General features: G+C 54.0%; 25 protein-coding genes. 8 read left to right on the plus strand and 17 right to left on the minus strand.

Annotated features, from left to right (window positions below):
* The first annotated feature begins 10 nt into the window (after positions 1-10).
* The 6 genes from TW80_RS07765 (at position 11) to TW80_RS07790 (ending at position 4646) form a co-directional block, all read left to right on the plus strand.
* Positions 11-1222, plus strand: a complete 1212-nt coding sequence (locus TW80_RS07765; protein ID WP_045996672.1) for a TCR/Tet family MFS transporter — start codon at positions 11-13, stop codon at positions 1220-1222.
* 68 nt (positions 1223-1290) lie between these two features.
* Positions 1291-1887 (plus strand): TetR/AcrR family transcriptional regulator, encoded by a 597-nt coding sequence (locus TW80_RS07770; protein WP_045996673.1) that lies wholly within the window; start codon positions 1291-1293, stop codon positions 1885-1887.
* Positions 1888-1988: 101 nt separating this feature from the next.
* The gene (locus TW80_RS07775) at positions 1989-2669 is read left to right on the plus strand and encodes a PspA/IM30 family protein (RefSeq protein ID WP_045996674.1); all 681 of its coding nucleotides are present in this window, start codon (positions 1989-1991) and stop codon (positions 2667-2669) included.
* 39 nt (positions 2670-2708) lie between these two features.
* Complete coding sequence (locus TW80_RS07780) at positions 2709-2987, plus strand: hypothetical protein (protein WP_045996675.1); 279 nt, start codon at positions 2709-2711, stop codon at positions 2985-2987.
* 79 nt (positions 2988-3066) lie between these two features.
* On the plus strand, positions 3067-3708 hold the full coding sequence (locus TW80_RS07785; protein WP_045996676.1) for a lysophospholipid acyltransferase family protein: 642 nt from the start codon (positions 3067-3069) through the stop codon (positions 3706-3708).
* Entirely contained in the window at positions 3705-4646 is a 942-nt protein-coding gene (locus tag TW80_RS07790) for a phosphatidate cytidylyltransferase (protein WP_045996677.1), read from the plus strand. The genes TW80_RS07785 and TW80_RS07790 overlap by 4 nt, the downstream gene beginning before the upstream one ends.
* Here TW80_RS07790 and TW80_RS07795 read toward each other — a convergent pair.
* From TW80_RS07795 to TW80_RS07825, 7 genes are read right to left on the minus strand one after another with little or no spacing between them, the layout of a single operon-like run.
* Complete coding sequence (locus tag TW80_RS07795) at positions 4637-5386, minus strand: glycosyltransferase family 2 protein (protein ID WP_045996678.1); 750 nt, start codon at positions 5384-5386, stop codon at positions 4637-4639. The genes TW80_RS07790 and TW80_RS07795 overlap by 10 nt on opposite strands.
* Complete coding sequence (locus TW80_RS07800; protein WP_045996679.1) at positions 5383-6264, minus strand: glycosyltransferase family 2 protein; 882 nt, start codon at positions 6262-6264, stop codon at positions 5383-5385. The genes TW80_RS07795 and TW80_RS07800 overlap by 4 nt, the downstream gene beginning before the upstream one ends.
* Positions 6257-6802, minus strand: coding sequence for an acetyltransferase (locus TW80_RS07805; RefSeq protein ID WP_045996680.1), 546 nt, complete (start codon positions 6800-6802; stop codon positions 6257-6259). Before TW80_RS07805 ends, TW80_RS07800 begins: the two co-directional genes overlap by 8 nt.
* Positions 6799-7908, minus strand: coding sequence for a glycosyltransferase (locus tag TW80_RS07810; RefSeq protein WP_045996681.1), 1110 nt, complete (start codon positions 7906-7908; stop codon positions 6799-6801). Before TW80_RS07810 ends, TW80_RS07805 begins: the two co-directional genes overlap by 4 nt.
* Positions 7905-8483 carry an acyltransferase gene (locus TW80_RS07815; RefSeq protein WP_045996682.1) on the minus strand — a complete coding sequence of 193 codons (579 nt, stop codon included), beginning with the start codon at positions 8481-8483 and terminating at the stop codon, positions 7905-7907. Before TW80_RS07815 ends, TW80_RS07810 begins: the two co-directional genes overlap by 4 nt.
* Positions 8473-9804, minus strand: a complete 1332-nt coding sequence (locus TW80_RS07820) for an O-antigen polymerase (protein WP_045996683.1) — start codon at positions 9802-9804, stop codon at positions 8473-8475. Before TW80_RS07820 ends, TW80_RS07815 begins: the two co-directional genes overlap by 11 nt.
* Positions 9789-11054, minus strand: a complete 1266-nt coding sequence (locus TW80_RS07825) for a lipopolysaccharide biosynthesis protein (protein WP_045996684.1) — start codon at positions 11052-11054, stop codon at positions 9789-9791. Before TW80_RS07825 ends, TW80_RS07820 begins: the two co-directional genes overlap by 16 nt.
* A 74-nt stretch (positions 11055-11128) precedes the next feature.
* On the opposite strand from TW80_RS07825, the gene TW80_RS07830 reads away from it, so the two are divergent.
* Entirely contained in the window at positions 11129-12889 is a 1761-nt protein-coding gene (locus TW80_RS07830) for a GumC family protein (protein ID WP_162197158.1), read from the plus strand.
* On the opposite strand, the gene TW80_RS07835 is transcribed toward TW80_RS07830, so the two are convergent.
* From TW80_RS07835 to TW80_RS07875, 9 genes are all read right to left on the minus strand, one after another.
* Positions 12886-14484, minus strand: coding sequence for a hypothetical protein (locus tag TW80_RS07835; protein WP_045996686.1), 1599 nt, complete (start codon positions 14482-14484; stop codon positions 12886-12888). The two genes, TW80_RS07830 and TW80_RS07835, sit on opposite strands and share 4 nt — an antisense overlap.
* A gap of 1 nt (position 14485) precedes the next feature.
* On the minus strand, positions 14486-14743 hold the full coding sequence (locus TW80_RS07840; protein ID WP_045996687.1) for a spike base protein, RCAP_Rcc01079 family: 258 nt from the start codon (positions 14741-14743) through the stop codon (positions 14486-14488).
* A 91-nt stretch (positions 14744-14834) separates the two neighbouring features.
* Positions 14835-15467 (minus strand): sugar transferase, encoded by a 633-nt coding sequence (locus TW80_RS07845; RefSeq protein WP_045997097.1) that lies wholly within the window; start codon positions 15465-15467, stop codon positions 14835-14837.
* A gap of 171 nt (positions 15468-15638) precedes the next feature.
* Positions 15639-16646: an endonuclease/exonuclease/phosphatase family protein gene (locus TW80_RS07850; protein ID WP_045996688.1), complete on the minus strand. Its 1008-nt coding sequence runs from the start codon at positions 16644-16646 to the stop codon at positions 15639-15641.
* Positions 16643-17680, minus strand: coding sequence for a sn-glycerol-3-phosphate ABC transporter ATP-binding protein UgpC (gene ugpC, locus TW80_RS07855; protein WP_045996689.1), 1038 nt, complete (start codon positions 17678-17680; stop codon positions 16643-16645). Before ugpC ends, TW80_RS07850 begins: the two co-directional genes overlap by 4 nt.
* A 10-nt stretch (positions 17681-17690) precedes the next feature.
* The gene (gene ugpE, locus TW80_RS07860) at positions 17691-18557 is read right to left on the minus strand and encodes a sn-glycerol-3-phosphate ABC transporter permease UgpE (RefSeq protein WP_084625727.1); all 867 of its coding nucleotides are present in this window, start codon (positions 18555-18557) and stop codon (positions 17691-17693) included.
* A 10-nt stretch (positions 18558-18567) separates the two neighbouring features.
* The gene (locus TW80_RS07865) at positions 18568-19449 is read right to left on the minus strand and encodes an ABC transporter permease subunit (protein WP_045996691.1); all 882 of its coding nucleotides are present in this window, start codon (positions 19447-19449) and stop codon (positions 18568-18570) included.
* A 71-nt stretch (positions 19450-19520) separates the two neighbouring features.
* Positions 19521-20822, minus strand: coding sequence for an extracellular solute-binding protein (locus TW80_RS07870; protein WP_084625754.1), 1302 nt, complete (start codon positions 20820-20822; stop codon positions 19521-19523).
* Positions 20823-20984: 162 nt separating this feature from the next.
* Positions 20985-23078 carry a TonB-dependent receptor domain-containing protein gene (locus tag TW80_RS07875; RefSeq protein WP_084625728.1) on the minus strand — a complete coding sequence of 698 codons (2094 nt, stop codon included), beginning with the start codon at positions 23076-23078 and terminating at the stop codon, positions 20985-20987.
* A gap of 388 nt (positions 23079-23466) precedes the next feature.
* Here TW80_RS07875 and TW80_RS07880 point away from each other — a divergent pair, with 388 nt between their 5' ends.
* Positions 23467-24078, plus strand: coding sequence for a class I SAM-dependent methyltransferase (locus TW80_RS07880; protein WP_239450500.1), 612 nt, complete (start codon positions 23467-23469; stop codon positions 24076-24078).
* Here TW80_RS07880 and TW80_RS07885 read toward each other — a convergent pair.
* On the minus strand, positions 24062-24457 hold the full coding sequence (locus TW80_RS07885) for a hypothetical protein (protein ID WP_052700910.1): 396 nt from the start codon (positions 24455-24457) through the stop codon (positions 24062-24064). The two genes, TW80_RS07880 and TW80_RS07885, sit on opposite strands and share 17 nt — an antisense overlap.
* Positions 24458-24792 lie beyond the last annotated feature (335 nt).

Raw genomic sequence — 24792 nt, forward strand, 5'->3', positions numbered from 1 at the left:
TCTGCGCCCTATGCAAAACCGCCTGCCACTGATCTTTATTCTGGTTACCGTCGTAATCGACAGCATGGGTATTGGGCTAATCCTGCCGGTAATGCCGGAACTCATCCAAGAAGTCGAAGCCGCCGACCTTGGCCGAGCCGCTGTTTGGGGTGGAATCCTAGCAACGATATTCGCCGCAATGCAGTTCCTGTGCGGACCCATCGTCGGTAGCCTATCTGACAGATTTGGGCGTCGCCCGGTGCTGCTTTGTTCGCTGGTGTTTATGTCATTCGACTATGTGCTCATGGCGCTCGCAGGGAGCATCTGGCTCTTGGTGATTGGTCGTATCATTGGTGGGATCACAGCCGCCACGCAAGCAACTGCAACGGCCTATGTCGCCGATATTTCAACGCCTGCAGAAAAATCTATCAACTTTGGCAAAATCGGCGCGGCCTTTGGCCTTGGCTTTGTTTTTGGTCCCATGTTGGGTGGGCTATTGGCCGAGTTTGGCACACGTGCGCCATTTTGGGCTGCTGCGGTTCTGGCTGGAGGCAATGCGATTTTCGGATATTTTGTCCTAAAAGAAACCGTGGATGACAGCATTCGGCGCAAGTTTTCATGGCGTCGCGCCAATCCGCTTGGGGCGTTCTTGAATATCGGGCGGCTTCCCGGTCTCAAGCGGCTCATGCTTATCCATTTTGTCTATACGATTGCGTTTTTTGTGTACCCTGGTGTTTGGGCCTATTTCGGCACTGCCCGGTTTGGCTGGGGGCCCGGTATGATCGGGCTGTCGCTTGGCGTTTTCGGGATTTGCATCGCGATTGTGCAAGGCGGCATGATGAAGCCTGTTCTCGCGCGGATCGGCGAACGCAATGCAGTTATACTGGGTTTGGGGCTGGATACACTCGCCTTTGGTTTGCTGGGGTTTTTAACAAACGGATGGGTCGCCCTTGCGTTGATCCCATTAACTGCACTTGGCTCTGTCGCTGGCCCCGCATTGCAAGGGATCATGTCACGCACAGCATCCGATGACCAGCAAGGCGAATTGCAGGGGCTAGTGTCATCAATTGCGGCCGTTGCCACGATCATTGCCCCGTTGATCGTTACGCAGACGTTCTTTTACTTTACCAGCGAAAACGCGCCCTTCTATCTGCCGGGCGCGCCGTTCTTGGTTTCCGCAATACTGACGATGGCCTGTATTTTGGTGTTTATACAAACCGCAACGCGGCGCATGGCAGATTAGCCCTTATTGCTTTGCTTTTGCCTGATCGCACAGTATCATGAACCTCGTTCACTAACGGGAGAGGATCAATGGCGGGCAAAGTGGCAGAACGACGTGCAGCACTGCGCGAAAACCTGATCAACATCGCGGAGCAACGGATCGCAAATGACGGCCTCAGCGAATTGCGCGCGCGCGATTTAGCCAAAGAGGCAGGCTGTGCGCTGGGCGCAATCTACAACGTCTTCGGCGATTTGACTGATCTGGTGCTCGCTGTGAACGCCCGCACGTTTCACAAATTGGGCGCTGAGGTCGCCGAGGCGCTCGCCGATGCGCCGCAAGATCCCGTTGAACAGTTGGTGGTCATGTCACAGGCCTATCACCGTTTCGCGGCGGCAAATTTACATGCGTGGCGGGCGCTCTTTGATGTTGAACGTGCGCCCGATGAAGATGCCCCAGAATGGTACCTGCAAGAAATGGGGCGCTTGTTTACCTATATTTCAGACCCCCTCGCGGTCATATTCCCGCAGTATTCTGATCAAGAGCGCGCGCTTTTGACTCGTGGGTTGTTTTCGTCAGTGCATGGCATTGTGCTCTTGGGTCTTGATGGCGCAAGTGCGGGCGTGCCCTCAGATGAAATCGACAGCATGATTGCCTTGATCCTGCGACAGATCACGCTGGCCAAATAATTTTTTGAACATCGTTCAATTTTTACTTGACCGAATCTACATTGGTCGCCTAGAAGGCTTTTGTGAACAGTGTTCATGAAAGCTGAACGAAAGGAAAATCGATGTTTAAGACGCTTGCTACTTTGATCAATGGCCAAAATGCCCGCGCCGAAGATCGTGTCCGCGACGCATTTGCGATCGAACTGATTGATCAGAAAATTCGCGAATCCGAAGCAAGCCTGCGCGCCGCCAAAGCCACGCTCGCCAGCTTAATTCAGCGCCAGCGCACTGAGGAAAAACAACATTCCGCCTTGAAGGCACGTATTGACGATTTGATGGCACGCGCGACCGAAGCTCTGGAAAATGACCGCGAGGACCTCGCCACCGAAGCTGCACGTGCAATTGCGCCAATGGAAAACGAACTTGTTGTGCGCCGCGAGACGCTTGATCGTCTTGACCAGAAAGTCATTCGCCTGCGGTCATCAATCGAAAGCGCGCATCGCCGGATTATCGACCTCAAGCAGGGTGCCATTCAGGCACGCGCGGTGCGTCGTGAACAAAACATCCAAATGAAACTGGCCAAATCCACACCGATGAGCAGCAGTGTGGACGAAGCCGAAGAATTGATCCAACGGGTTCTCGGACGTGATGATCCATTCGAAAGGACCGAAATTCTGGCCGAAATCGACCGCGACCTGAACGGCGATAATATCACTGACCGTATGTCAAATGCTGGCATTGGTTCGCGCACCAGATCAACAACTGACGATGTCCTTGCGCGGCTCAAGTCAGCGAAAAAGTAACCCCAAAGACACCAAAGAACGATTACAAGGAACAAGAAAATGGCACGTATTAAATCTGATAACTCTCTGATTATGTTTGTGAATGGCGCTGGTGTTGCTGTCGCCTATGGGATGCTGGGAATTTCACTATGGCTGTCGACAGATGTGCCTTTGTCCACCAAAGGATTTTGGGCGATGTCGGTGATGATGCTGACTTTGGCGCTGGTCAATTTTGTCAAATATCGCTTTGACGAAAAAATGTCCGAGGACCGTATCCAACGGATTGAAGACGCCAAAAACGAAAAGCTGTTGTCTGATTATGTCGGCGAAGGCAGCTAACGCGCCCACCCCCCGCCCGTGACTTATCGCGGGCGGTTTCTTCTTTGAAATCGGCCAGGTTTCGGCCAAGGTTAGACCTATGAAGTTTCTACGTCATTTCGCGGCGCGCATCGTCGGCCACGCCCTTCGTATCTTTGCCCGGGCCATCACAGCCGTGCGTGCCGATTGGCAAGGGATCGAACCAGTACCGCGTCAACGGGTTTATTTCGCCAACCACACCAGCAACGGCGACATGCCGATGATTTGGGCGGCGCTGCCTTCGGCTCTGCGCCGCGAGGTCCGCCCCGTCGCCGCCGCTGATTATTGGCTGAAAAACAAACTCCGCGCCTTTGTCGGCCCAGAAGTCTTTAATTGCGTTCTGGTTGATCGGCGTCCCGAGGTGAAAGACAAGCCGATGGACAAGATCATCGCAGCGCTGGACGAAGGATCGTCATTGATCATATTTCCCGAAGGCAACCGTAACATGACCGACGAACTGCTACTGCCGTTCAAGGCGGGCCTGTATAATATGGGTGTTGCGCGCCCTGATGTTGATCTGGTTCCGACGTGGATCGCGAACCTCAACACCATTATGCCCAAGGGTGAAATCATCCCGCTACCGTTGATTTGCACCGTGACCTTTGGCGCGCCGATCCACGTCAAAGAAGGTGAAACCAAAGACGAATTTCTAGCGCGTGCATCAACTGCGCTGGCCGAACTGGCACCCGAGACAAAATCATGAGCAGCACGACCGTCGATATTCTTTTGCTGGCTTTTGGCAGCTTTGGTATTCTGATTGCCCTCACCTTTCTGGGCGAGGTACTGCGCGCACGCCAAGAACCCGGAACGCAGAACCCAGTACTCGAAACCTATATGACCCGCATTCAAAGCTGGTGGGGCATGGTCGCATTTGTCGGCACAGCGCTGTTGGTCGGCAAACTGGGGGTGATGGTTCTTTTTGCGTTTTGTTCTTTCGCGGCACTACGCGAATTTTTGACCCTGACCACCAAAGCGCAGGCAGACCACATATCGCTTGCACTTGCCTTCTTTGTCGTACTGCCGTTGCAGTATCTCTTTGTCGGGATGGGATGGACAGGTATGTATACCGTTTTCATCCCGGTTTACGCATTCTTGCTATTGCCAATCGTGTCGGCCCTGCGCGGCAACGCGGAAAAATTCCTCATCCGGGTTGCTGAAACCCAATGGGGTCTGATGATCGCAGTCTTTTGCGTCAGCCACGTACCAGCGCTCATCAATCTAACAATCACAGAGAACAGTGATCGCGCCGTTCTCATGATCGCGTTCTTGGTCATGGTCGTGCAGTTCGGGGACCTGTTGGAATACTTTTTTGGGCGCCGCATTGGCCGGAACAAGATCGCCCCCGGTCTTTCCCCAAAAACGTGGGAAGGCGTCATTTGCGGTGTGCTTTGTGCGATGGTGATCGGTTCGCTGCTTTCATGGATCACACCATTTGATGTCTTTGGTGCAGCTGCGCTTGCTGGTGCGTCCTGTCTGGTCGGAATGCTTGGCAGTCTCGTCTTTGCGGCGATCAAACGCGACCGCGGCGTCAAAGACTGGTCGCATCTTATTCCCGGCCAAGGGGGCTTTGTTGATCAGCTCGACAGCGTGATCTTTGCCGCGCCAATATTCTACCACCTTGTCAGGTTCTTCTACGGATGAGTGAAAAACTGCGGAAGTTTGGAGAGGTTTTTGGCAAGTAACGTTCCAATTCCGCCAACCTGATGTTGTTTAATCGCGCGATAGTCTTCTTGACTTTTGCGGATCAACTGTCGCCACGATCGGTTGCTCGCGCCGCCTAGTCGCATCTGTACCATGACATGTGGAAGATAGGCCAAACGTAGATTGCCCTGCACGAGATAGCGCAGCATCGCATCGTAATCGCCAGAAATCCGATATGTGGGATCATATACCCCATAACGTTCAAACACTGATCGCCGCAGATAAAGCGTAGGATGTGGGGGCATCCAACCGCGCCCCAGCTTGCGTCTATCGTATTGACCTGCCTGCCAATGCCGCACGATGCGCGCAGTTTCTGAATGCGTCACATATTGCAGATCGCCATAGACCCCATCAATTTGCGGATCACACATAGCGGAGGCAACCTTTTCCAAAATGGTTGGGTCGGCAAGCATGTCATCGGCATGCAACAGCCCGATCACATCGCCCGAGGCGCGCGCAATCCCGCGATTGATGGCGTCATAAATTCCATTATCGGGTTCCGAGAGCAGCGACATCTGCGGGTGCGCATTGTCCGACAGATAAGCCAGCGTGCCGTCCTGTGATCCGCCGTCTTGAACGATATGTTCAACATCGCTGTATGTCTGGGAACGCAAACTTTGGATTGCATCAGGTATCGTGCGCGCTCCATTTCTAACCGCCGTCACCACCGAGATTTTCATCGCATATCCTCATCTTTGATTGTGACCCCTAGGACATCAGAGACAGCCTGTTCCCACCCACAACCGTTCATCACCATGTGACGGCGGGTTTCGGCATACTTTGCATCGACCAAGTAACGGTACCAAAACCCCTGAAGCACATGGAATGACCGCGCCTGTGGCCCATCCAGAAACCCCAAACGCATGACGTAGCGATAGAAAAAATAGGTCCCCGCGCGAAGCCCACCTGGAAGCCGTCGATAAACGTGGGTTTTGATCCATCGCTTTGCCCCGGTCTGCGCTGGCCCGTTCTGCGCGCCAAATTCAGTCCGCAACATGTCGATCACTTCGCGGCTAGCATAACCGTTGTGCTTGGTGATCCACCAATCTAGCGGCTTACGATTGTCATCCACAATCGCCCCCGACAACGTCGCGGTCGGCCCATTAACGACGATATGCTCATCCATCCAGCGCTGCTCTGCTCGCCCTGCCCCATTGCGAAACAAGCGCATGACGGAAAGCCCATACACACCGCCATAGCGAATTTCTTGACCAAGAAAGCAGATATTGCGCCGCAGATAGATACCGTCGACATCCGGCAAACCCCTGCCAATCTGTTGCGCCAATTCCGGGGTCACCACCTCATCCGCGTCCAGCCTCAGCACCCATCCTGCCACGCCAGCGATCTGATCCAGCGCCCAATTGAATTGGCGCGCGTGTGTGGTCCACGGGTTGAACAATATGTCTGCGCCTGCGGCTTTTGCGATTGCAACTGTGTCATCACTGGAACCGCTGTCCACGACGACAATGCGGGTTGCAATTTTCGCGACAGATGCAATTGCACGCCCAATATGTGCGGCCTCGTCCTTGCACAAGATGATGACGGTAATCTCAGTCATGGCGCGACCTAATCTGCATCGGGTTGCCAATACCAACGCACCTGTCGGGTAATGCCTTGAACGCGACGGCACGTGCGCCCAGAACTGCGGATTTTCCGATCTGTACCCCCGGCCCAACAAAGGCATCGGCGCAGACCCAGGCGTCAGCCCCTATCATTATAGGTGCAGTCTTTAGCGCACGCGCGGGATCACCTAGATCGTGACTGCCCGTGCACAGATGCGCATATTGCGACACGGTCGCCCGTGCCCCGATAGTAATGACATCCAACGCATAGAGGATCGCGCGGTCACCTATCGCGACCTCATCGGCCAACCGCAAATGCCAAGGCATCGTTATGCGAGCACTTGGGTAGACATGCACCCCGCGACCGACCTGCGCCCCAAAGGCCCGTAAAATCCAGACCCGCCAGCCCCACATTGGGCGCGGGCTTAGCCGGAACAAGGGCCAGCATAGCGCCCATAGTACACGTTTGACCTGCGTCAGCGCGTCGTATTTTCGTGCGGCGCGATTGGCAGCGACATCTACTCTTTGTGTCATCTCGCCCTCTGCTCAATCAGACGGACATAAAGGGATCGGAACTCTGCGACCATATTCTCTGCCGAGAACGCACGTTGCATCCAAGCCCGCCCAGCTTGGCCCATCTGGGTCAAATCCCGCCCGAGTAACGCCTGAATTTCCTCCGATAAATCGTCCCGCCCCAGATCCATACAGCGCCCACACCCAATGTCATCAAGCGCATGCCAAGGTGTCGCTGTTGTTGTCAGCACCGGAACGGCATGCGCCAATGCCTCGGCCACTGCGATGCCGAAATTCTCGGAATGGCTGGGCAGCACAAAGAGGTCAGACTTTGCAAAGGCAGCTGGCTTATCTGCGTCATCCAAATGTCCATGCATGCGAATACGGTCGCTACAGGCCCCGGCAATCGGTGCAACATCCGCTGGCAAGCCCGTGCCATAGATATCCAGCGTCACATGCGCGGGTAGCTGCGCCATTGCTTTGATCAGCAGATCGAGCCCCTTTTTGGGATGTATCCGCCCGACATAAATTAGTCGAAACTGCTTCGATGGTTGCTTGGGCGTCACCGCTGGGATCGGGACCGAGTTGGGGATAACGGCGGTATGCGCTGTGACGATGCGCGATTGGCTCGCCCGCGCCTCGGCTTGGCTGGTGACATGCATCACGACCCGATCATTCACGAGAGTTTGCGCAACGCGTTCAAAGCAGCGCTTTACCCTTTGTCGCGGGGCGTCTGGCCAATCTGCGCTTGCTTGCAATGCGCCGCGCGGCGACCAGACCACGGGCTTGCCCATGATGCGCGCCGCCATAAGCGTGGGTAGGGTCGGAAAACTATAGGTGCCCGTCAGATGGACGACCTCTGCCCAGGCCACCGCACGCCAAAGATGGATCAACAATCCCGGCGCGATGCTATGGCCCGCCATCCGCCGAAGATAGGTGACCGGATAATCCAGCGGAACAGGAGCCACGCGATCCGCGCGAAGTGGTCCTGCCGCGTCAGTCGTCAAAACACGCAACTGAACGGCAGGGTCTTTGACCAGCCCATCGCATATTGCCTTGGTCGACCAGATCGGCCCACCCCAAAACGTCGCCGGATAGAACGAAGGGCTGACGTGTAAAACCTTCATTTTGCGCTGTTCCCATCGCGCATTCGGACGATACGCGCCGGGTTGCCCGCAACAATTGCACGGTCTGGCACGTCTTTGGTCACGATCGCCCCGGCACCTATGACCGCGCCCGTTCCGATACGCCGACAACTGGGCATGATCACGGCACGCGCGCCGATCCAAGCACCCGTTGCGATCTCTTTGCCGATTGGCTGCGGCACGGACCGCGGATCAAGGCCGTGATCATGGGTGTAAACCAGCACGTCCTGAGAAATCATCACCCCGTCGCCAAGTGACAAACCACCCGTCATATCCAGATGCGTGTTCATATTGATTTGAACGCCGTCACCAATCTGCAAATAACCATCGCTCCGCTCAGAAGAGGCGTCGCACCCGCGCCAGAAATAGCAGTGATCACCGATGGTCGTTTGATCAGGACGGCCAAAGCGCACACCGGGCTGAAACACGCAACCGGCCCCAACCGATTTCAGGGTCGCGCGATGAATTTGCGTGGCCCACACCCGGCCAGTTCGGCGTAAAACACCAGCGACGGCACGTGCAATCCAATAGGATAAACTGATCGGATTATACCGCATGATGCCCCCCAATCGGTTGGCACATCTGCGGCCGGAAACGTGTGACACACAGCAAAATCATCAAAACGATCAGGACGGTTTGAGCGACCGCACCAACAATGAACGCGCTAAATGACGACTGAAGTGTAGCCTGCACAAACGGGTAGAAGACCATCGGATAGAATAAGAACGATCCAAACCGCATGATATTGCCCGGGGCAAGCAACGCTTCTTCGATCCGGCGATACACCCAACCAAGAACGAACCCGACACTCACGCCTGCCCAGCCAAAGTTGATAAAGGCCTCACCCGGACCAGTGACGTTATAGGCCCCACCGGTATAGATTTGCATAACCTCGCGCTTAAAATAGACGCCCAAGTCAATCGCGGGCTTATCAAACCAGAACGCGCGCGGGACCCAACCAAAGCTCCACCACGAATAGCTTGCGCCCCAAAGGAACTGATCCGCTTTGATCTGGTCGGTAATCATGACCGAAGCATTAATATCGAGAAAATAGGTTGACCCGAATACCTGCCCCACGAGCGACCCGTGCCCCAACCGCAATTGCGTCATGTAAATCGAGACCATTGTGACAATTGCAGCGCCCATTGCAGCGACGACAATGGCCCTTCCCCCGATCCGACCTCCAAGGATCAGATAGGTTGCGAGCGCATAGATCAGCAATTCAATCAGTTCAAAGCGATCACCCGAAACTAACGCAATCACTATCAGCAACCCGGCCAAGGCAGCGGCAATCATTAGCTGCAACATTGACCGACGCGCGATCCCGCGCGCGAGGATCAGGACAAATGCAAATTTCGGAATGATAAAGAGCGTCTTGATCCCGGCAAGCGTCGCCCCAACGCCATTGTCGTTGACATTGATTTGCTTGGCCGTGTTCAACCCTGACAGTAGTGACGCATCAAACAGGCTGGCACCACGCGCATTCAGGATCAAGAACAGCGTTCCCAATGCCACGGTAAACGCCCCAAGGGTAAGCCAAGCACTGCGTTCAATCCCCGCAGCAATCAGGCGCGCACTGTATGTCGGAGAACTTATCCGCCGAATACCGGACAGATAGCCACAACACATTAGCAAGACAAAGCCACTTAGGTAGGCCGCACCCAACAGTGGCGCAGATGGATCCAAATCAAACTTGCGATAAAACGCGAGCTCTGGCTGAAAGCTATAGATGGTGAACTTGGCCAAAAACCCAAGGGCGCAAAAGTAGCAGAGCAGATGCATAGGCGAAACCAACCGCACAACGCCGTGACGTTGCCCAATTACAAATGGGACAACCGCACAAATCGCGGCCAATGCAATCGTTAAGACAGACGCCATCGTATCCCCTGCGAGGAAAGCAGCGCCATGACAGAAGTATCCACCCCCAGTTTGCGCCACAGCACACACCATAAGAACACACAGCCAATGACAATCGCGATCGCATAGGCGATGGCGTTGCCCAACATGCTAGCCACAAAAATGGACATGACAGCGTAGGCGATAACACTCATCGCGCGTGAAATAGCTGCGAAATGTGGCAGCTCGCTTAGCGTCGCGACAGGCAGGCTTGATGCAAAGGCGACCTGCAGCAAAGCCGTAGTCGCAAGGATAAATCCGACCATAAATGGCGTATTGCTCAGACCACCAAGCCCCACAATAACAACCATCCAGAGCACGACTGCCGGACCAAATGCGATCCTATTGCCAGTATCGCTCGCGCGGCGGAGCGCTTGCGTATCTTGGTCACGATGGCTTTGCGCGATTGTTTTGGCGGTGACCCAAGTGGACACAGTCACTGGCAACGCGATTAAATTCGCGACCCTGCGGACCAAGGCATAAATCCCCATTTGCGCGTCAGATAAGACAGAACCACCCACGATAATATCGACCTGAGATAGCGCCACGCCCAACACAGAGGTGCCCCACAACCCCATCGACGGCTTTGACACGTCAACGGTGATCAAAAACATCTGTGCGCGGATCAGATATAGCAGGGCGAACACCGCAAACGCCCCCATCACCAATGACGCTCCGCGCAATGCGTTATCCGGCCCGCCAATGAACACAGCAGCACCAAGTGCGATCAACGGCACGCAATCGCGGGTGATCATCGAGATATTCACACTATCTCGTCCACGCAGCGCGCTCGCCAGGCACGAAAGCAGATTTATGAAAAATCCACCAAGGACGATCTCTCCCCAAGCCATGTTGGGCCATAGCGCCCCAGACACGAATGCAACGCAAACGCATGCCGCGCCGGGGATCAGCACCGCCTGCACAAGGAAATCAAAGCCGGACATCCGCCCCTGAGATGCATTGCGCAAGATCAGAAGTGGTCCACCGCAGGCGATAATCGGGGCAACGACAAGTGTTGTGCTCCACATCACGGCGATTTGCCCAAAGGCCGCCATGCCAACCCAAGCGGCAATCCCCATCATGATCCCAAAGTTCAGCGCGACCATGCCTGCGCGTAATGCCAACGCGCCAAATGCATGGCGTGCCATCATATCGCGGACATGTCGTGGGATCATACGCTCTATACCTGCCTTCGAAGTGTTAAGCCCTTCGGTCTCAGATTTACTGATCATTCATTGAGATTAATTTTCGGTTAACCCTGTTGTGATTTATCTCGGCACGACCAATCACGCCCAAAGGCAACCTCGTGCAACATCCCTTTCCCTTTCAACATGAAACGATCCCACCGTTTGATATGGCCGCAATGATGCGTGGCCTATGGCGCGGTAAATGGACTGTCTTGCTCTGTGCGGTGGGCGCAGGCATTGTCACGATCTATTTCGCATTTGCCGTGGCGGGCACTGCCTACTCTGCGACTGCAACGATCCACCTCGAGCCGCGTCATAGCTTTCGCGCGGATCAGACCACAGTGGACCCCGCTGTGGTTAACACACATGCCGCGATCCTTCGCTCGCGTCATATTCTGTCGGGTGTCGTCACAACGCTCGATCTAGAGAGCGACCCAGAATTTAATCGGTATTTGGTTCCTGTGCCGGCGTGGTCGCTAAATGGGGCACGCAATTGGCTGCGTAGCATGGTGACCGGAATACCGATGACTGATCCGACGCCAGATACTGTCACCTCTAAGACTATCGAAAACTTAGCCAATGCGCTAACCACGCGTATCGAGCGCGGCACCTACATTATTTCTGCGACCGCGACGACGGGAAACGCCGATAAATCACAGCAAATCGCGAATGCGTGGGTACAGTTTTATCTGGATGATCAAACCACTGCGCGACTGTCCGAAACCACGACACACATTTCGCAGCTTCAGCAACGTGTCAGCGAACTACAGCAAGTCCTACGTGACAAGGAAACGCAAATTAACGCGTGGATCGCTGGCGGGCAGTTTCAATCAGATGCAGAACTCGACGTACTGAGCCGTCAAGCAAACGAAGCGCAAACGCGACTGACTGATGCCCAGAACGAACTGGCCGCACATCCTGAAAACGCGGCGCAGCTCACGCCACAAATTCGATCTTTGTCCGCATTTCACAATGACCTGAACGATCAAATCGCCCAGCAATCTGCGGGATTGGTCGCATTGCAGCAGTTGCGACGCGAGACCGAAAATACGCGACAAATCTACACCCAACTATCGACAGAGCTACAGCAAGCACGCATGCAGCAAACGATGCGACCACCGGATGCGCGTCTGCTTTCGCCCGCGTCCACAGGTCAACACGCTGGCCCGCGCAAGACACTGATGGTGCTGCTGGCAACGGTTGTTGGTGGCCTGCTGGGTATCCTCTGGGTTCTGTGGCGACAATCGCGCGCAGTGCAGGCGGAAACAATTGGGACAGTGTTAGGGATTGGGAACGCCACGCACTGCAACGCTAAGGTCGCCAAGGCCGACGAGGCGATCAATCATCTAAGAACGCGGATGATGCGCGTACCAAAATCGACCACTGGCACGGTTATCTTGTGCGCAGGCGCAACTGCTCGCGATAGGCAGGGCGAGATTGCGCTGTCACTCGCAAAATCAATCGCGAGGCTTGATGACAAGACGCTTTTTATCGATGCCGACACGCGACAGGCCACTCAAACGGCACAGCGTCTTGACACGATACCCGCGTCGCCAATGACATTGAACGATTACATTACGCGCGACGCCAAACACGGTATAGATTCCATCCATCTTAGTCATACTGGCACGGTTCCTGCCGACATTTTTCTGAGCAACGAATTTGAACAAATGATCCAAGCCGCGCGCAGCGAATACAATTACATCGTCATACACGCGCCTGCTGCTACGCCTTATGCGGATACGCCGATCCTTGCGCGATTTTCGGATCGCATTTTGTATTGCCTACGGGCGAACAAGACCTCGATCACATCAGCCCAAGCCGGACAGTCGGCGCTGAACTCTGTCCATGCGCCGACCCCCGAAATCATCGTGACTTAGCTGGCAGCCGTCGACGTTTTCATCACATGACGACTATAAAATCCCAAGGTATCGCCTGCGACCATCTGAAACGGACCGCTACTTGCATACAGCTTTGCCATCCAATCGGTCGAACCGCTGGCGGATGAGGCGTTGATATTGGGGCGCAAAATTGCGTCGCAAGCCCCAAACAATTCATCACCTGCAGCAAGCTTTCCAATCTCGTGGCCATAGCTCAGATCATTGCCAAAAATCTTGCCCGACAGGCCGATACGCTCCACGTCATCGTAGACAATATTGGGTGGGTTCACCCCATCATAGTCATCAAGGTCAAGCATCGCGTTCTGTGCGGGTTCGACCGTATCAAAGACTTTGGTCTTGGTCTCACCATCCCAATGCACTAGTGGAACCATGCCTGTGTAGACCCATGCAAAGTCAACCTCGGATGCAGTGGCAATAAGGGTAACATCGTGCCGAACCTCTCCCGGTGCGATCACCCGCCTGAGCTGGCATTCCCCGATGTCGCCACCTTCTGAACGTTGCCAAGTTGTGTTCTCAACCATGGTGATTTCGGCACCGACGGACAGCCCATTCAGGCTCTGCCCCGGCACCCATGACACACCATCAAGCTGAATGGACCGCGAGATCAGGCTTTCGTTGCCGTGGGTCTGGCCGCCCAGATCAGTGGTATTCCCCGCAACCGCGAATTCAGCAGCATATTCGCGCTCTGACGCGTAATCGATAGCGACGAAATTGGGATAGGTGGGCCGATTGTCTGCCCGCCAGTCCAAGGCACCGTCTGACGCAATGCCCCCACTATGGGTAGGCCCGGCAGAACCGCTGACACCGGTCGCGCGGGCCGTGTAGAACAACCCGCCGTGCTGTACTTCGTCCCCCATCGTATATTGCGTTGAGGCCGACCAAGCGGGCGGCAAAATACGGCTATCCGCCAAGCTGCCCGTGATGCCTACGGCCTCGATCATAATTGCGTTTCCACCGGGGTTCGCCACGCCACCGTTGGTCAGCCTGATCACGTGTGCCCCCTGAAGGCCGCTGGCCACCTTGATCGACTGACGTCTGGTTAAATCATTCGCGGCATAGGTCGCAAAAGCTTTGTAACCCAACCCAGCCGGGTCAGCGATTTCATTGACCAGTTCCTGCGCGTCGTCGATCTCAACCCGGCAATAGCCACCATTCGTGCGACCCGTATAGTAAACCCACAGATCATAGCTATGGTCCGCATCAACCGTGACCGTGGCCTCGGCGGAACCCGAAGATGTGCTAATCGCGCGATTTCCTGTGTAACTGGCTTGCAGGCCAGAGCCCGAAGACTGCAATTGCGACCACCCCGAAGATAGCGTCAACGCACCAATCGGATAGACATTGCGCAATGCTGCCACGAGTGTTTCACGCCAAGAATATCTATTCGCTGGATCGTTGGCATCTAAACGCATTTGGGCCGCAAAACCTTCGCCAATCTCGGTCCAAACAGACAAGGTATCAGCGGGACCATCGGCAAGCGCCACCCTCTGCCCCTCACCGGGTACGAAAAATCCTGCCAAAGGTGGCAATAACGCGGTCCGCGTATATCCGGGCGATAGCTCCAGACCGATCATCTTAGTACCACGCGACCAGTTGGGCGGTGGTGCCCGTAGCCAGAATGCGAAGCGGCCGGATGCTTAGCACCGCCCCAGCGGCTAGGTCGTAGCTGACGGCTACGCCGTCTTTATCCTGAAGCACAGCCGTTCCTGCGGTATTCACATAGATCGCGCGAGGCCGGACAGGCAGGTCTGTGCTGTCGTCTGGCACCACCACGAAATGTGAAACCGCAGGGGATGTCAGGTTTACGTAATCAGAATCAAAGGGATCAGACATGAGGGTTCTCCGTTAAAATCACCCCTCATGCCTAGGCGGGCATGCTTAGAAATTACTAAGTGTAGCGTACGGTCGGTCGCGCAACATCAGGTCAGCGCCCTGATCGTGTCAGGATTACGATAATCGTGCGCCACGCAATTCGCATATCAAACCCAAAACATGCCTGATCTATGTAATAGAGATCCGCCGCCACTTTGCGCGAAATGGACGCGAAACTATCAACATAACCAATCTGGGTTTGCGCATATCCGCTAATCCCCGGTAGCACCGAGTGGCGCGCCGTATAGCCCGGAACTTGTTGAGCATAGACGACCGCATGTTCGTAACAGTCCGGGCGCGGTCCGATCAGGCTCATTTCGCCACGTAACACGTTGATCACCTGTGGCAGCTCATCCAGTCGGGCACGCCGCAAGAACTGGCCCAACACTGTCACGCGCCCCTTTTCGAGAGGATCAAATGCGCCACGCCGACTTGGGCCCTCGCGCATCGTGCGGAATTTGAGAACGTAAAACGGTTTGCAGTCCTTACCCATACGCTGCTGCCAAAACCAAAGCCTGCCGGGGTTTGCGAAGGGGTTCAAAAGGACCAGAAGAGTGGCACAAAACACCAAAGGCACCAACAAGAGCGTCGCAACCGATTTGTCGAACACGCGCTTTGAAATGGGGCTAAAATGCGGGGCCTCGACACCGTGTTGCGCCACCAACTCGCCTTGAAAATCCAACATCGCCTGCACCGTCAACTCAACCACGCTTTGGTTAACGAACCTGCGATAAGATAGTTAACAGCAACTTAACCCATAGAAAGAAAAACCTTTGCTTTCATTGCGCTGCACAGTTTTTGCCCCAATCCCGTTAACGAACACACCTGTCGCGTGTTAAGGTGAATTACACTAACCTTAAGATAGCGTAGCGAATTGAAACTGCGCCGTCACAACATCATGATCGGACAGCGGGCGACCAGATCTACTTAGGCTTGAAATGATCCTGGGGTTTTGGCCCACCACTCCGCGACAGCAAAACCAATCCAACTTCATACGCCGATCTGGGTGCGGCGTAATGAGGCTGGGCCGGGTTGTGAACCCATCGGCATTTGCATCCCAATGAAAGCCGCGCCTAGTTGCCGTTTCAAAAAGCGTTTCATCTTGCCAGCGAAAATCTGGGGGCAAGTGATTGCCCGTATTCAGGTCACCGCCAATAATAACCGGCATATCGCCTGCGAATGCCGCGACAGCGTCGAGCAGTACATGCATCTGCCGATCACGATGTGCGGCATCTGCGTTGCTTTCCAAATGCGTTGATACGAAACATATGTCTTTTCGATCCACCCTGATCACCGCAGCCAGTGCCATCCGCCCGCCTACACGTGGCTGGCCGGGGTCAGAGGCGTTCTGATCAGGCGCGAACCAATGCCCGTGATCATCAAGGCGGATCTGTTCCAGCCTCTCAAACGGCGCACGCGACAAGATCGCGTTACCATGCCAGCCCAGCGCATTATAATCGTCGCGGCAAAAGGCGCGTTCTGTAACGCCCCCAAGATCAAGCTCGTGAAACTCGACACCAAAGGCGTAATGCATGCCAAGAGCGGCAGCCATATCCGCCATTGTGTTCCGTTGCCCAGTGCGCGCCATGCCTTTGTCCGCCTCGGATACCAAAACAACATCTGGGAACGTATCGTGCAGATGCTCTGCGCTTTCCTCTGGGAACAGACAGCGTTCAAGGTTCCAAGCGACGACATTCAGGTGTCCATCTATCGGCCCGCTGCCGTCTCCACCAACCTCGATCTCGTGCATCGCCGGTATTTGCGCCATCAGTGCGCGATGCGCGTCCCGCGTTGGAGCCGCGTCTAGAATTGCGGCACGTTGCGCTGGTGTGACTGGTGTCAACGCAGAGACAATCCGCGTCATAGCCGCTTGCCCGATTGTGCATCGAATAGATGCAATGACTCGGCTGGAAAGGATAGCATCAGTCCATCTGCCAAAGGCGCATCATCATTCGGCGCATTCACGACAAAGTCTTGCCCGGCAACTTTTCCATGCAATAGACGGCTCGCTCCTAACTCCTCAACCAAGGTCAGTTTAAACGGCACCTCGCCCATTGGCGAAAAACTGACTTCTTCTGGGCGAATACCTAATTGGACTGCACCGTCGGCACAGGGCATACGCAGGGCAACATCACCCATACGGACCTGACCTGCATCCGCTTGCGCGTGCAACAGGTTCATCGGCGGCGCGCCCATAAATGACGCGACAAAGGTCGATGCAGGTTTGCGGTAGATTTCGCTTGGAGTGCCTATTTGTTCAATCGCGCCAGCATTCAGAACAAAGATACGGTCCGCCATTGTCATGGCCTCGACCTGATCATGGGTAACATAGATCGCGGTGACATTTAGGCGCCGTTGTAGATTGCGAATTTCCACGCGCATCTGATGGCGCAACTTTGCATCAAGGTTCGATAAAGGCTCATCAAAAAGGAACAAGGCTGGATCACGCACAATCGCCCGCCCCATCGCCACGCGCTGCCGCTGGCCGCCTGATAGCTGACTAGGCCGACGATCCAGCAACGGTGTAAGGCTAAGCATTTCAGCGGCCTCGGTAACCTTTGCCGCGATCTGATCCTTTGATGCGCCGCGATTTTTCAAACCATAGGCCATATTTTTGGCGACGGTCATGTGCGGATACAAAGCGTAATTTTGAAACACCATCGCGATGTCACGCTCTGCAGGGTCAAGGTTATTCACCACACGATCCCCGATGCGCAAATCACCAGTTGTGATGTCCTCAAGCCCTGCCACCATCCGTAGCAGCGTCGACTTTCCACAGCCCGATGGGCCCACCAAAACAATCAATTCACCATCGGCTATTTCAAAACTGGCCGGGCACACGGCCTGCGCCCCGTTGGGGTAGGTTTTTGAAATATCGGTAACACTTACGGTCGCCATCTTGGTCTTCCTATTTTTCAGATTCAACGAGGCCCTTGACGAACCAGCTTTGGAAAAAGATCACGATCAAAACGGGCGGCAGCATTGCGATAATCGCCAAGGCCCAGGCCTGCCCATATTCGGGGATCTGATTTCCTTCGAACACGGATTGCGTGATTTGTTTGATGCCGCGCACCAAGGTGAACAGGCTCTCGTCTGTCGTGATCAGCGTGGGCCACAGGTATTGGTTCCAGCCATACACAAACATGATAATAAAGATTGCCGCGATCATTGTGCGCGACAACGGCACTAGAATATCAACAAAGAACTTGCCCGGCCCTGCCCCATCTATGCGGGCAGCCTCGACCAGTTCTTCTGGGACAGACAAAAAGAACTGCCTGAAAAAGAAAGTCCCTGTCGCCGATGCCAAAAGCGGCACGATCAGCCCCGAATAGGTGTTCGCCATTCCCAGACCAGTGACCACCTCGTAAGAGGGCAAAATGCGCACTTCGAGGGGTAGCAAAATTGTCGTAAAGATCACCCAGAACGCAAACGTGGCAAAGCGCAGTCGGAAATAGACAATCGCATAGGCAGCGGCCATCGACAGAGCGATTTTGCCGACGGCAAAGCCGACTCCGAGGATGAGAGAATTGATGAGCATCGCTGTGCCGTCGATTTGCTCACTAAACCCGCCCTTGTCGAACATGGCCGCGCGAAAGTTCTGCCCCATCTGGTCGCCAAACCAGAATTGCAAACCCTCTTTGCTAAGCAAGACGTTGTCATGGCTGGTTGTGGTCAGCGCCAGGTAAACCGGAAACAGCATCAAAAGAGCGCCCAAAACCAAGATCAAATGGTCGATGACATCGCTCGGCCGGATGGGTCGTTTGTTAGTCTTCATGTTGCGATCCTCAGGTATAGTGAATGCGACGTTCGAGCATACGAAACTGCATAATCGTGAGCAGCAGAACCAAAACCATCAGCACGACAGACTGCGCAGAAGAACCACCCAGATCATTGCCGCGGAACCCATCTGTATAAACCTTGTAAACCAGTGTGATCGGGTTCGAGGCCGGGTTGCCCTTGACCATGATGTCGATGATCCCAAAGGTATCAAACAACGCGTAGGTGATATTGATGATCAGCAGAAAAAACGCGGTCGGCGCCAAAAGCGGAAAGGTGATATCCCAAAATCGACGCACCCCAGACTGGTTGTCAATCAACGCCGCTTCGCGAACAGAAACGGGGATGGACTGCAGCCCCGACAACAAAAAGATGAAATTCACAGGGATCTGTTTCCAAACCGACACCGTGATCATCGCAAAAGCCGTGTCGTTGTAGTTCAGCCCAATTTGCAGGTCATAACCAAAAAACGCGAATAGATCCGTGATGGGGCCAATGTTTTGGTTGAACAGCAGGCTCCCCAAAAATCCCGCAACTGGCGGTGCGACGGCATAGACCCACATCAGCAATGTGCGATAGGTCTTAGCGCCGCGTATGACTTTGTCCGCTTTGACCGCCAGCAATAGCGCGATCCCCAGCGACAGAAACGTCACCACGAGCGTAAAGAACAACGTAAAACCCGCGACTTTGCCGTATTCGGTTGAACGCGCCAAACGCGTGTAATTATCCGCCCCGACATAGCTGGCACCAAAGCCAAACGGATCTTGCAAGAAGAAAGAGGAATAAACCGCTTCCCATGCTGGCCAGTAGAAAAATACCGCAATGATGATCAGCTGTGGCATCAACAGTGCCACGGGCATCAACGGCTGAGAAAACGCCGCGCGCTTCATGTCGTATTCCTGATATTCAATAACGAAAGCGGCGGCCGCATCGCTGCGACCGCCATCTAGATGTTCCGTAGTTAGCCTTGGGTCTGGGCAAAGCGCGCCAGCAGCTCGTCTGCCTCGGACTTGATCGCAGTGAACGCGTCATCCAAAGAGGTTTCACCCGTCAGGTAGCGCTGATATTCACGGTTCATCACGTCACGAATTTGAACGTAAAAGCCCATACGGTAGCCACGTGTCCAATCGCCTGCAGGCAGTGAAAGTTGCTGAATACCAACCTCTGCTGCGGGAAAGCGATCATAGTGACCGTCTGATTTTGCCAGTTCATAGGCTGCCTCTGTGATCGGCACATAACCTGTTTCTTGGTGCCACATATATTGCACCTCAGGCGACGTCAGATAGCGAAAGAACTCAGCCGTCGCTTTGTTTTCAGCGTCAGAGTGACCTGACATCGCAAACAGGGCTGCACCACCGATAAATGTCTGTGTCGGCTCTGTGGTGATGGCCTCCCAATATGGCAGGTAGGTCGCCGAGAATGGGAATTCTGCGGTTTGTTGCAGGCCACCAAACGAACCCGAAGACCCCAGCCAGATTGCGACTTCGCCTTGCTCAAACGGTGTCGCGTTGTCATCCCAACCGGCACCCCAGAAACCTGCGTAACCGTTGTCGATCCAGCCCTTGAACGCGGCAAAGTGGTCGCGAATTTCAGGCGCATCCATGTTGATCGTAACTGACGCGGAATCATAGCCATTGTTGCCAGTCGCAAATGGCAAGTTGTGGCGCGAAAAGAAGTTCTCGGTGAAAATCCAAGGCATATGCGATTGGCTTAGCGGGATGTATCCAGCTTCGACCAATGCGGGGGCTGTTGTTTCTTGGAACTCTTCCCATGTCACTGGTGGCGTGACGCCTGCAGCGTTGAGAGCCTCTACGTTGTAATACATGATCGGAGAGGACGAGTTGAACGGCATGCCGATCATTTTGCCATCGCTATCGGCGTAAAAATAGCGCACGCCGGAAATGTAATCTTGGATATCAAATGGCACGCCATTATCCGTCAGCAGATCCTGCACAGCAACAGTCGCACCCTGTGCACCAATCACAGTGGCCGCGCCCGCATCAAATACCTGTAATACGTTCGGCTGCTCGCCTGCGCGGAATGCAGCGATCCCGGCGGTCAATGTTTCTTCGTAGCTGCCCTTAAATACGGGGGTAATGGTGTAATCACTTTGGCTGGCATTGAAATCAGCGGCGATCTTGTTGACCGTCTCGCCCAGGCTCCCGCCCATTGCGTGCCACCATTCGATTTCAGTTTGCGCAAACGCCGGCCCAGCCAAAACAGCAGAGACCGCACCTGCAAAAATTACGGATGTCGTTTTCATAATATGCTTCCCTAAACGCAAAGGGCGCATATGCCCCCTGTCTTGCAGGGGCCGGATTAGTTTCGCTGAATGTCAGTTTTGCAAAATAACCGTGAACTATTTGTAACGGACAACTATTGTGCAGCATGACCTGCAGCGCCCAAAGACGCTGCAGGTGGTATTTTAGAAACGAATGGTTCCGCCAACAGTCACTTCGCGCCCGCGCCCGCCGTTATCTGATGCGTATTCGGTGTCACCGATACCAGTGTTCGCCTCGTAATATTCCTTGTCCGCGACATTGCGCACGCTCGCAAACAGTTGAACCGCGTCATTCACCTGATAGCTGCCGTAAAAATCAACCAGCGTATAAGGATCAAGATGAAGCGAATTTTCCTCGTCGAAAATCGCGATCACACTGTCCCCGACATACCGGACCCGCGCGCCCAAGATCAGGTCAGCGTCCAGCAGCTTTACCCCTAGATCGAGGGTGCCAAAATCATCTGGCAAACGGCCAACATCGTTCCCGATCCCCGCATAAAGCGAAAGCGGCTGGCGGGTGTCCGCCTTGGTATAGCTCAGGGATGCGAAATATAGGTCACTGTCATAGTTGACTGACAGCTCGACACCTTCGGTACGCGTCGTGTCATCAGTGTTGTACCAAATTCCACCCGCTGTTCCGTTTGGATCGAAACCATAGACGATATAGTTATCAATATCAGAGCGGAACAGATTGAACCGCGTATTCAACACATCATCCGCCGAAATCAGCCCCTGTGTCTGATAGGTAACCCCCAACTCTGTGGTGGCCGCTTCTTCGGCAGCAAGATCAAGGTTCTGCGCAGAACCACTCACCGATCCAGAAAAACTATGACCACCGGGATAAAACATCTCGGATGCAGTCGGCGCGCGTTGCGTTAAAGCATAAGAACCATAAACCCGAAGCTGTGGCGTAACCTTATAACCCATCACGATACTGGGCAGCAGCGCGCTGTCACTGCGCGAGTCGCGCTCATCAATACAGCGTCCGCCGTCCGCATCGCTCGGGCAGTCACCACTCCCTGCGGCGGTCGCCAGCGTCACACCTTCGACCTCATAACCATCTGCACGCAAACCAACCGCCAGATCAAAATCTGACACCGCATATTCACCGCTCAAGAACACACCATATTTCTTGAGCGTTCCACTCGCATTGGCGCCACTTTGGGCATTGCCGTCATATTCGTTTTGTTGAACTGTCGCCCCATAGCTCAACGAGAGAGGGTTCCCAAATGCGCTGAACGTGCTTGTATTGGTCAGCTTAAGCCCCATTCCGGTATCCGTTCCATCACGACCGTTAAACGAACTGCCGTTCTGTTCATCATCACCCGGAAAATAGATATCGTCTTGCTGCAGATACGCTTCGACCTCTAGGTCCACAGCGTCCGACACGGGATTAAAGCTGTAGTTCACTTTGCCAAGAGTCTTTTCAGTCTCCCAATAATAGCCCGATGAACTATTCGCCAAGAAATCCGTCTGCCCCCAAAGCGCAACCACATCAAGATCGGAATCTGAGGACACATCAAACGTTGCTCGCGCCATCCCGCTTTGTGATTTTGCATCCGTCGCAATTTCATTGCCGCGACCATCGACATAGTCACCGTCTTCGTAACCGCTTAGCGCCACTAGCGCGGAAAAACGATCCCGTCGCATTGCCGCGGCGGCCATCGCATCAAAGGTCGAACCGTTGTTACCGCCGCTCAGCCGCAACATGCCACCTTGGTCCTGGCCATCGCGAATGACATCATCCACATCAAGCAATCGGAAATTGGCCGCACCGCTTAGAGCGCCAGTGCCATCGGCACCATTCACAGCCCCACGCGAAATATCGACGCCTGCAAGCAGGTTTGGATCTATAAACAACTGGTCGTCAAAGGACCCCGCATGACCTGACAGGTTCCGGAATGTCTGTGGCACGCCTTCGACCATCGTGTTCACGCGACCATTGCCCTGCATGCCGCGAATATTCACCGAAATGCCCGGATTATCCGAGGGCGTCCGCGTGAACGCGCCCGGCGTCGCGCGAACAGCGTCGGCAATATCACCGCCTGACTTAAGATTAACATCATCGGCATCCAGATTAGCGCCCGCGCCCGTGACAGAGATACTCTGCCCACCGTCGATCACAATTGTCCCCAGATCAACATCTTGGGCAAAGCCCACGCCGCTTTGCATCGCAATCAACGCCCCAATAGAAACGCCCAGCTTGGCCACGAAATTTAGTGAGTTACAGGTTTTCATTTGTCCCCTCAAAAACAAGATTTTTGTCTGGGGAGCGGAAAGCGGCCTGGATCGTTTGAATTAAGCAGCCTCGGAACGGCATATATGAATGCGCTTCTGAATGCGCTTCAAATAAAATGGAATCGCGCCCAAGACTACGGCCTGACGTTAACGTAAAGATGTAAACTGTCAATATTTTCAATGACTAACGCTTACAGTGCATTCATCCCAACAACTAAACCCACAAGTGAAAACCTACCATAGCGAAATGCCGCACTGTTTTAAGGCACACTCAATCAAGCGCACGCGCCCAAAGTTTTCCTAATTCTGCACATATTCTCGGATTAGTGGCTGTTAAAGACCCGAGAACTCTGGCAAATCTTACGAATTAATGACGACAGGCATCAATATGTACAAAAAGCTTCTGGGAAAAGTTCACGAAAAGATGGTGTTTAATCGGCGGATTGCAGTGCTGATTGAGCAACTCGGATCACAAATTCCAAGTAATGCCGAAATTCTTGATGTCGGGACAGGCGATGGCCAAATCGCAAAGGCAATTGGTGAGCGGCAAAACGGTACTAAAATGCGGGGCATCGACATTATGCTGCGCGAGACAACGCACATACCTGTCGAACTATTCGATGGTCACGTCATTCCCGTCGACGACAAAGGGGTCGATGTCGTAACCTTTGTTGATGTTTTGCACCATACGGACGACCCTAGCGAACTCATTCGTGAGGCGGGTCGCGTTTGCCGCACATCGGTCATCATCAAAGACCACCTGAGCGAAAATTGGTTTGATCACCTTACGCTGAGACTTATGGATTGGGTCGGCAATGCACCACACGGTGTTGTTCTGCCCTACAACTATGCATCTCGCGCTGAATGGGAAAAATGGTTTGATGCAGCTGGGCTCAATATTGAAGAGTTTAACACCAATGTGCCTCTCTATGGTTTCCCACTGAACCTCGTTTTCGGTCGCAAGCTGCACTTTATCGCGCGACTTACTCCACGGGATTAAAGGTCACGAACCGCCCAATCAAAAAGCCGACAATTGCGTTGATCGCAACCGTGACGCCCATGATGATGGTGTCCCAGAAAATATCATAGGTCACAAAGCGCGTCGTTATGGTCGAAACCAGTGCAATTCCGAAAATTTGGGTGGCCGCGTAGATTAAGAAAGCATGCTGCCGGAGTTTCTTGGCCCTGAAGGCAAGATGCTGCTGCGCAAGAAAAGCCGGCGGCACACAGGCAGTGAAGACCGTGACACTAGTCCAGAACGGCGGCGTATGCAAAACACTGATCAGCACCGCGGTTGTGACTGCATAAAATATGCTAAAACCGCCCCCAATCATCAAGAAGGCGACCAAGGATCTCAGTTCGGAGTTTTCTTTCGTCATATGAACGGTATGCACAATTCCTAAACCGCTGCCTAGTCAGCGCGAGCTCAATGTTCGTCACGCATTGCAAATTTAGATTCTCGAACTGCTCAGAATTTACCCATTCATTTTTGCGATAAACGCAGCTTTCAGGCGAGTCATCATTCGCGCGGAAATTATGCAAAATCCCCGATTCTGCTAATATTATATGCGGCCAAAATGCGAGACATGAACAAAATGTCGCGCATTTCAGTTTTTGCCTTCGTTCCCGCGCATTCCTGAGTCAATTCCTTAGACAAGAAAACGACAACCGAAGATAGAATCTTTGACTGAAAATAGATCAAAGAAAAATGCCG

Source organism: Loktanella sp. S4079 (assembly GCF_000967725.1).
In the GTDB taxonomy this organism is placed as follows: Bacteria; Pseudomonadota; Alphaproteobacteria; order Rhodobacterales; family Rhodobacteraceae; genus Yoonia.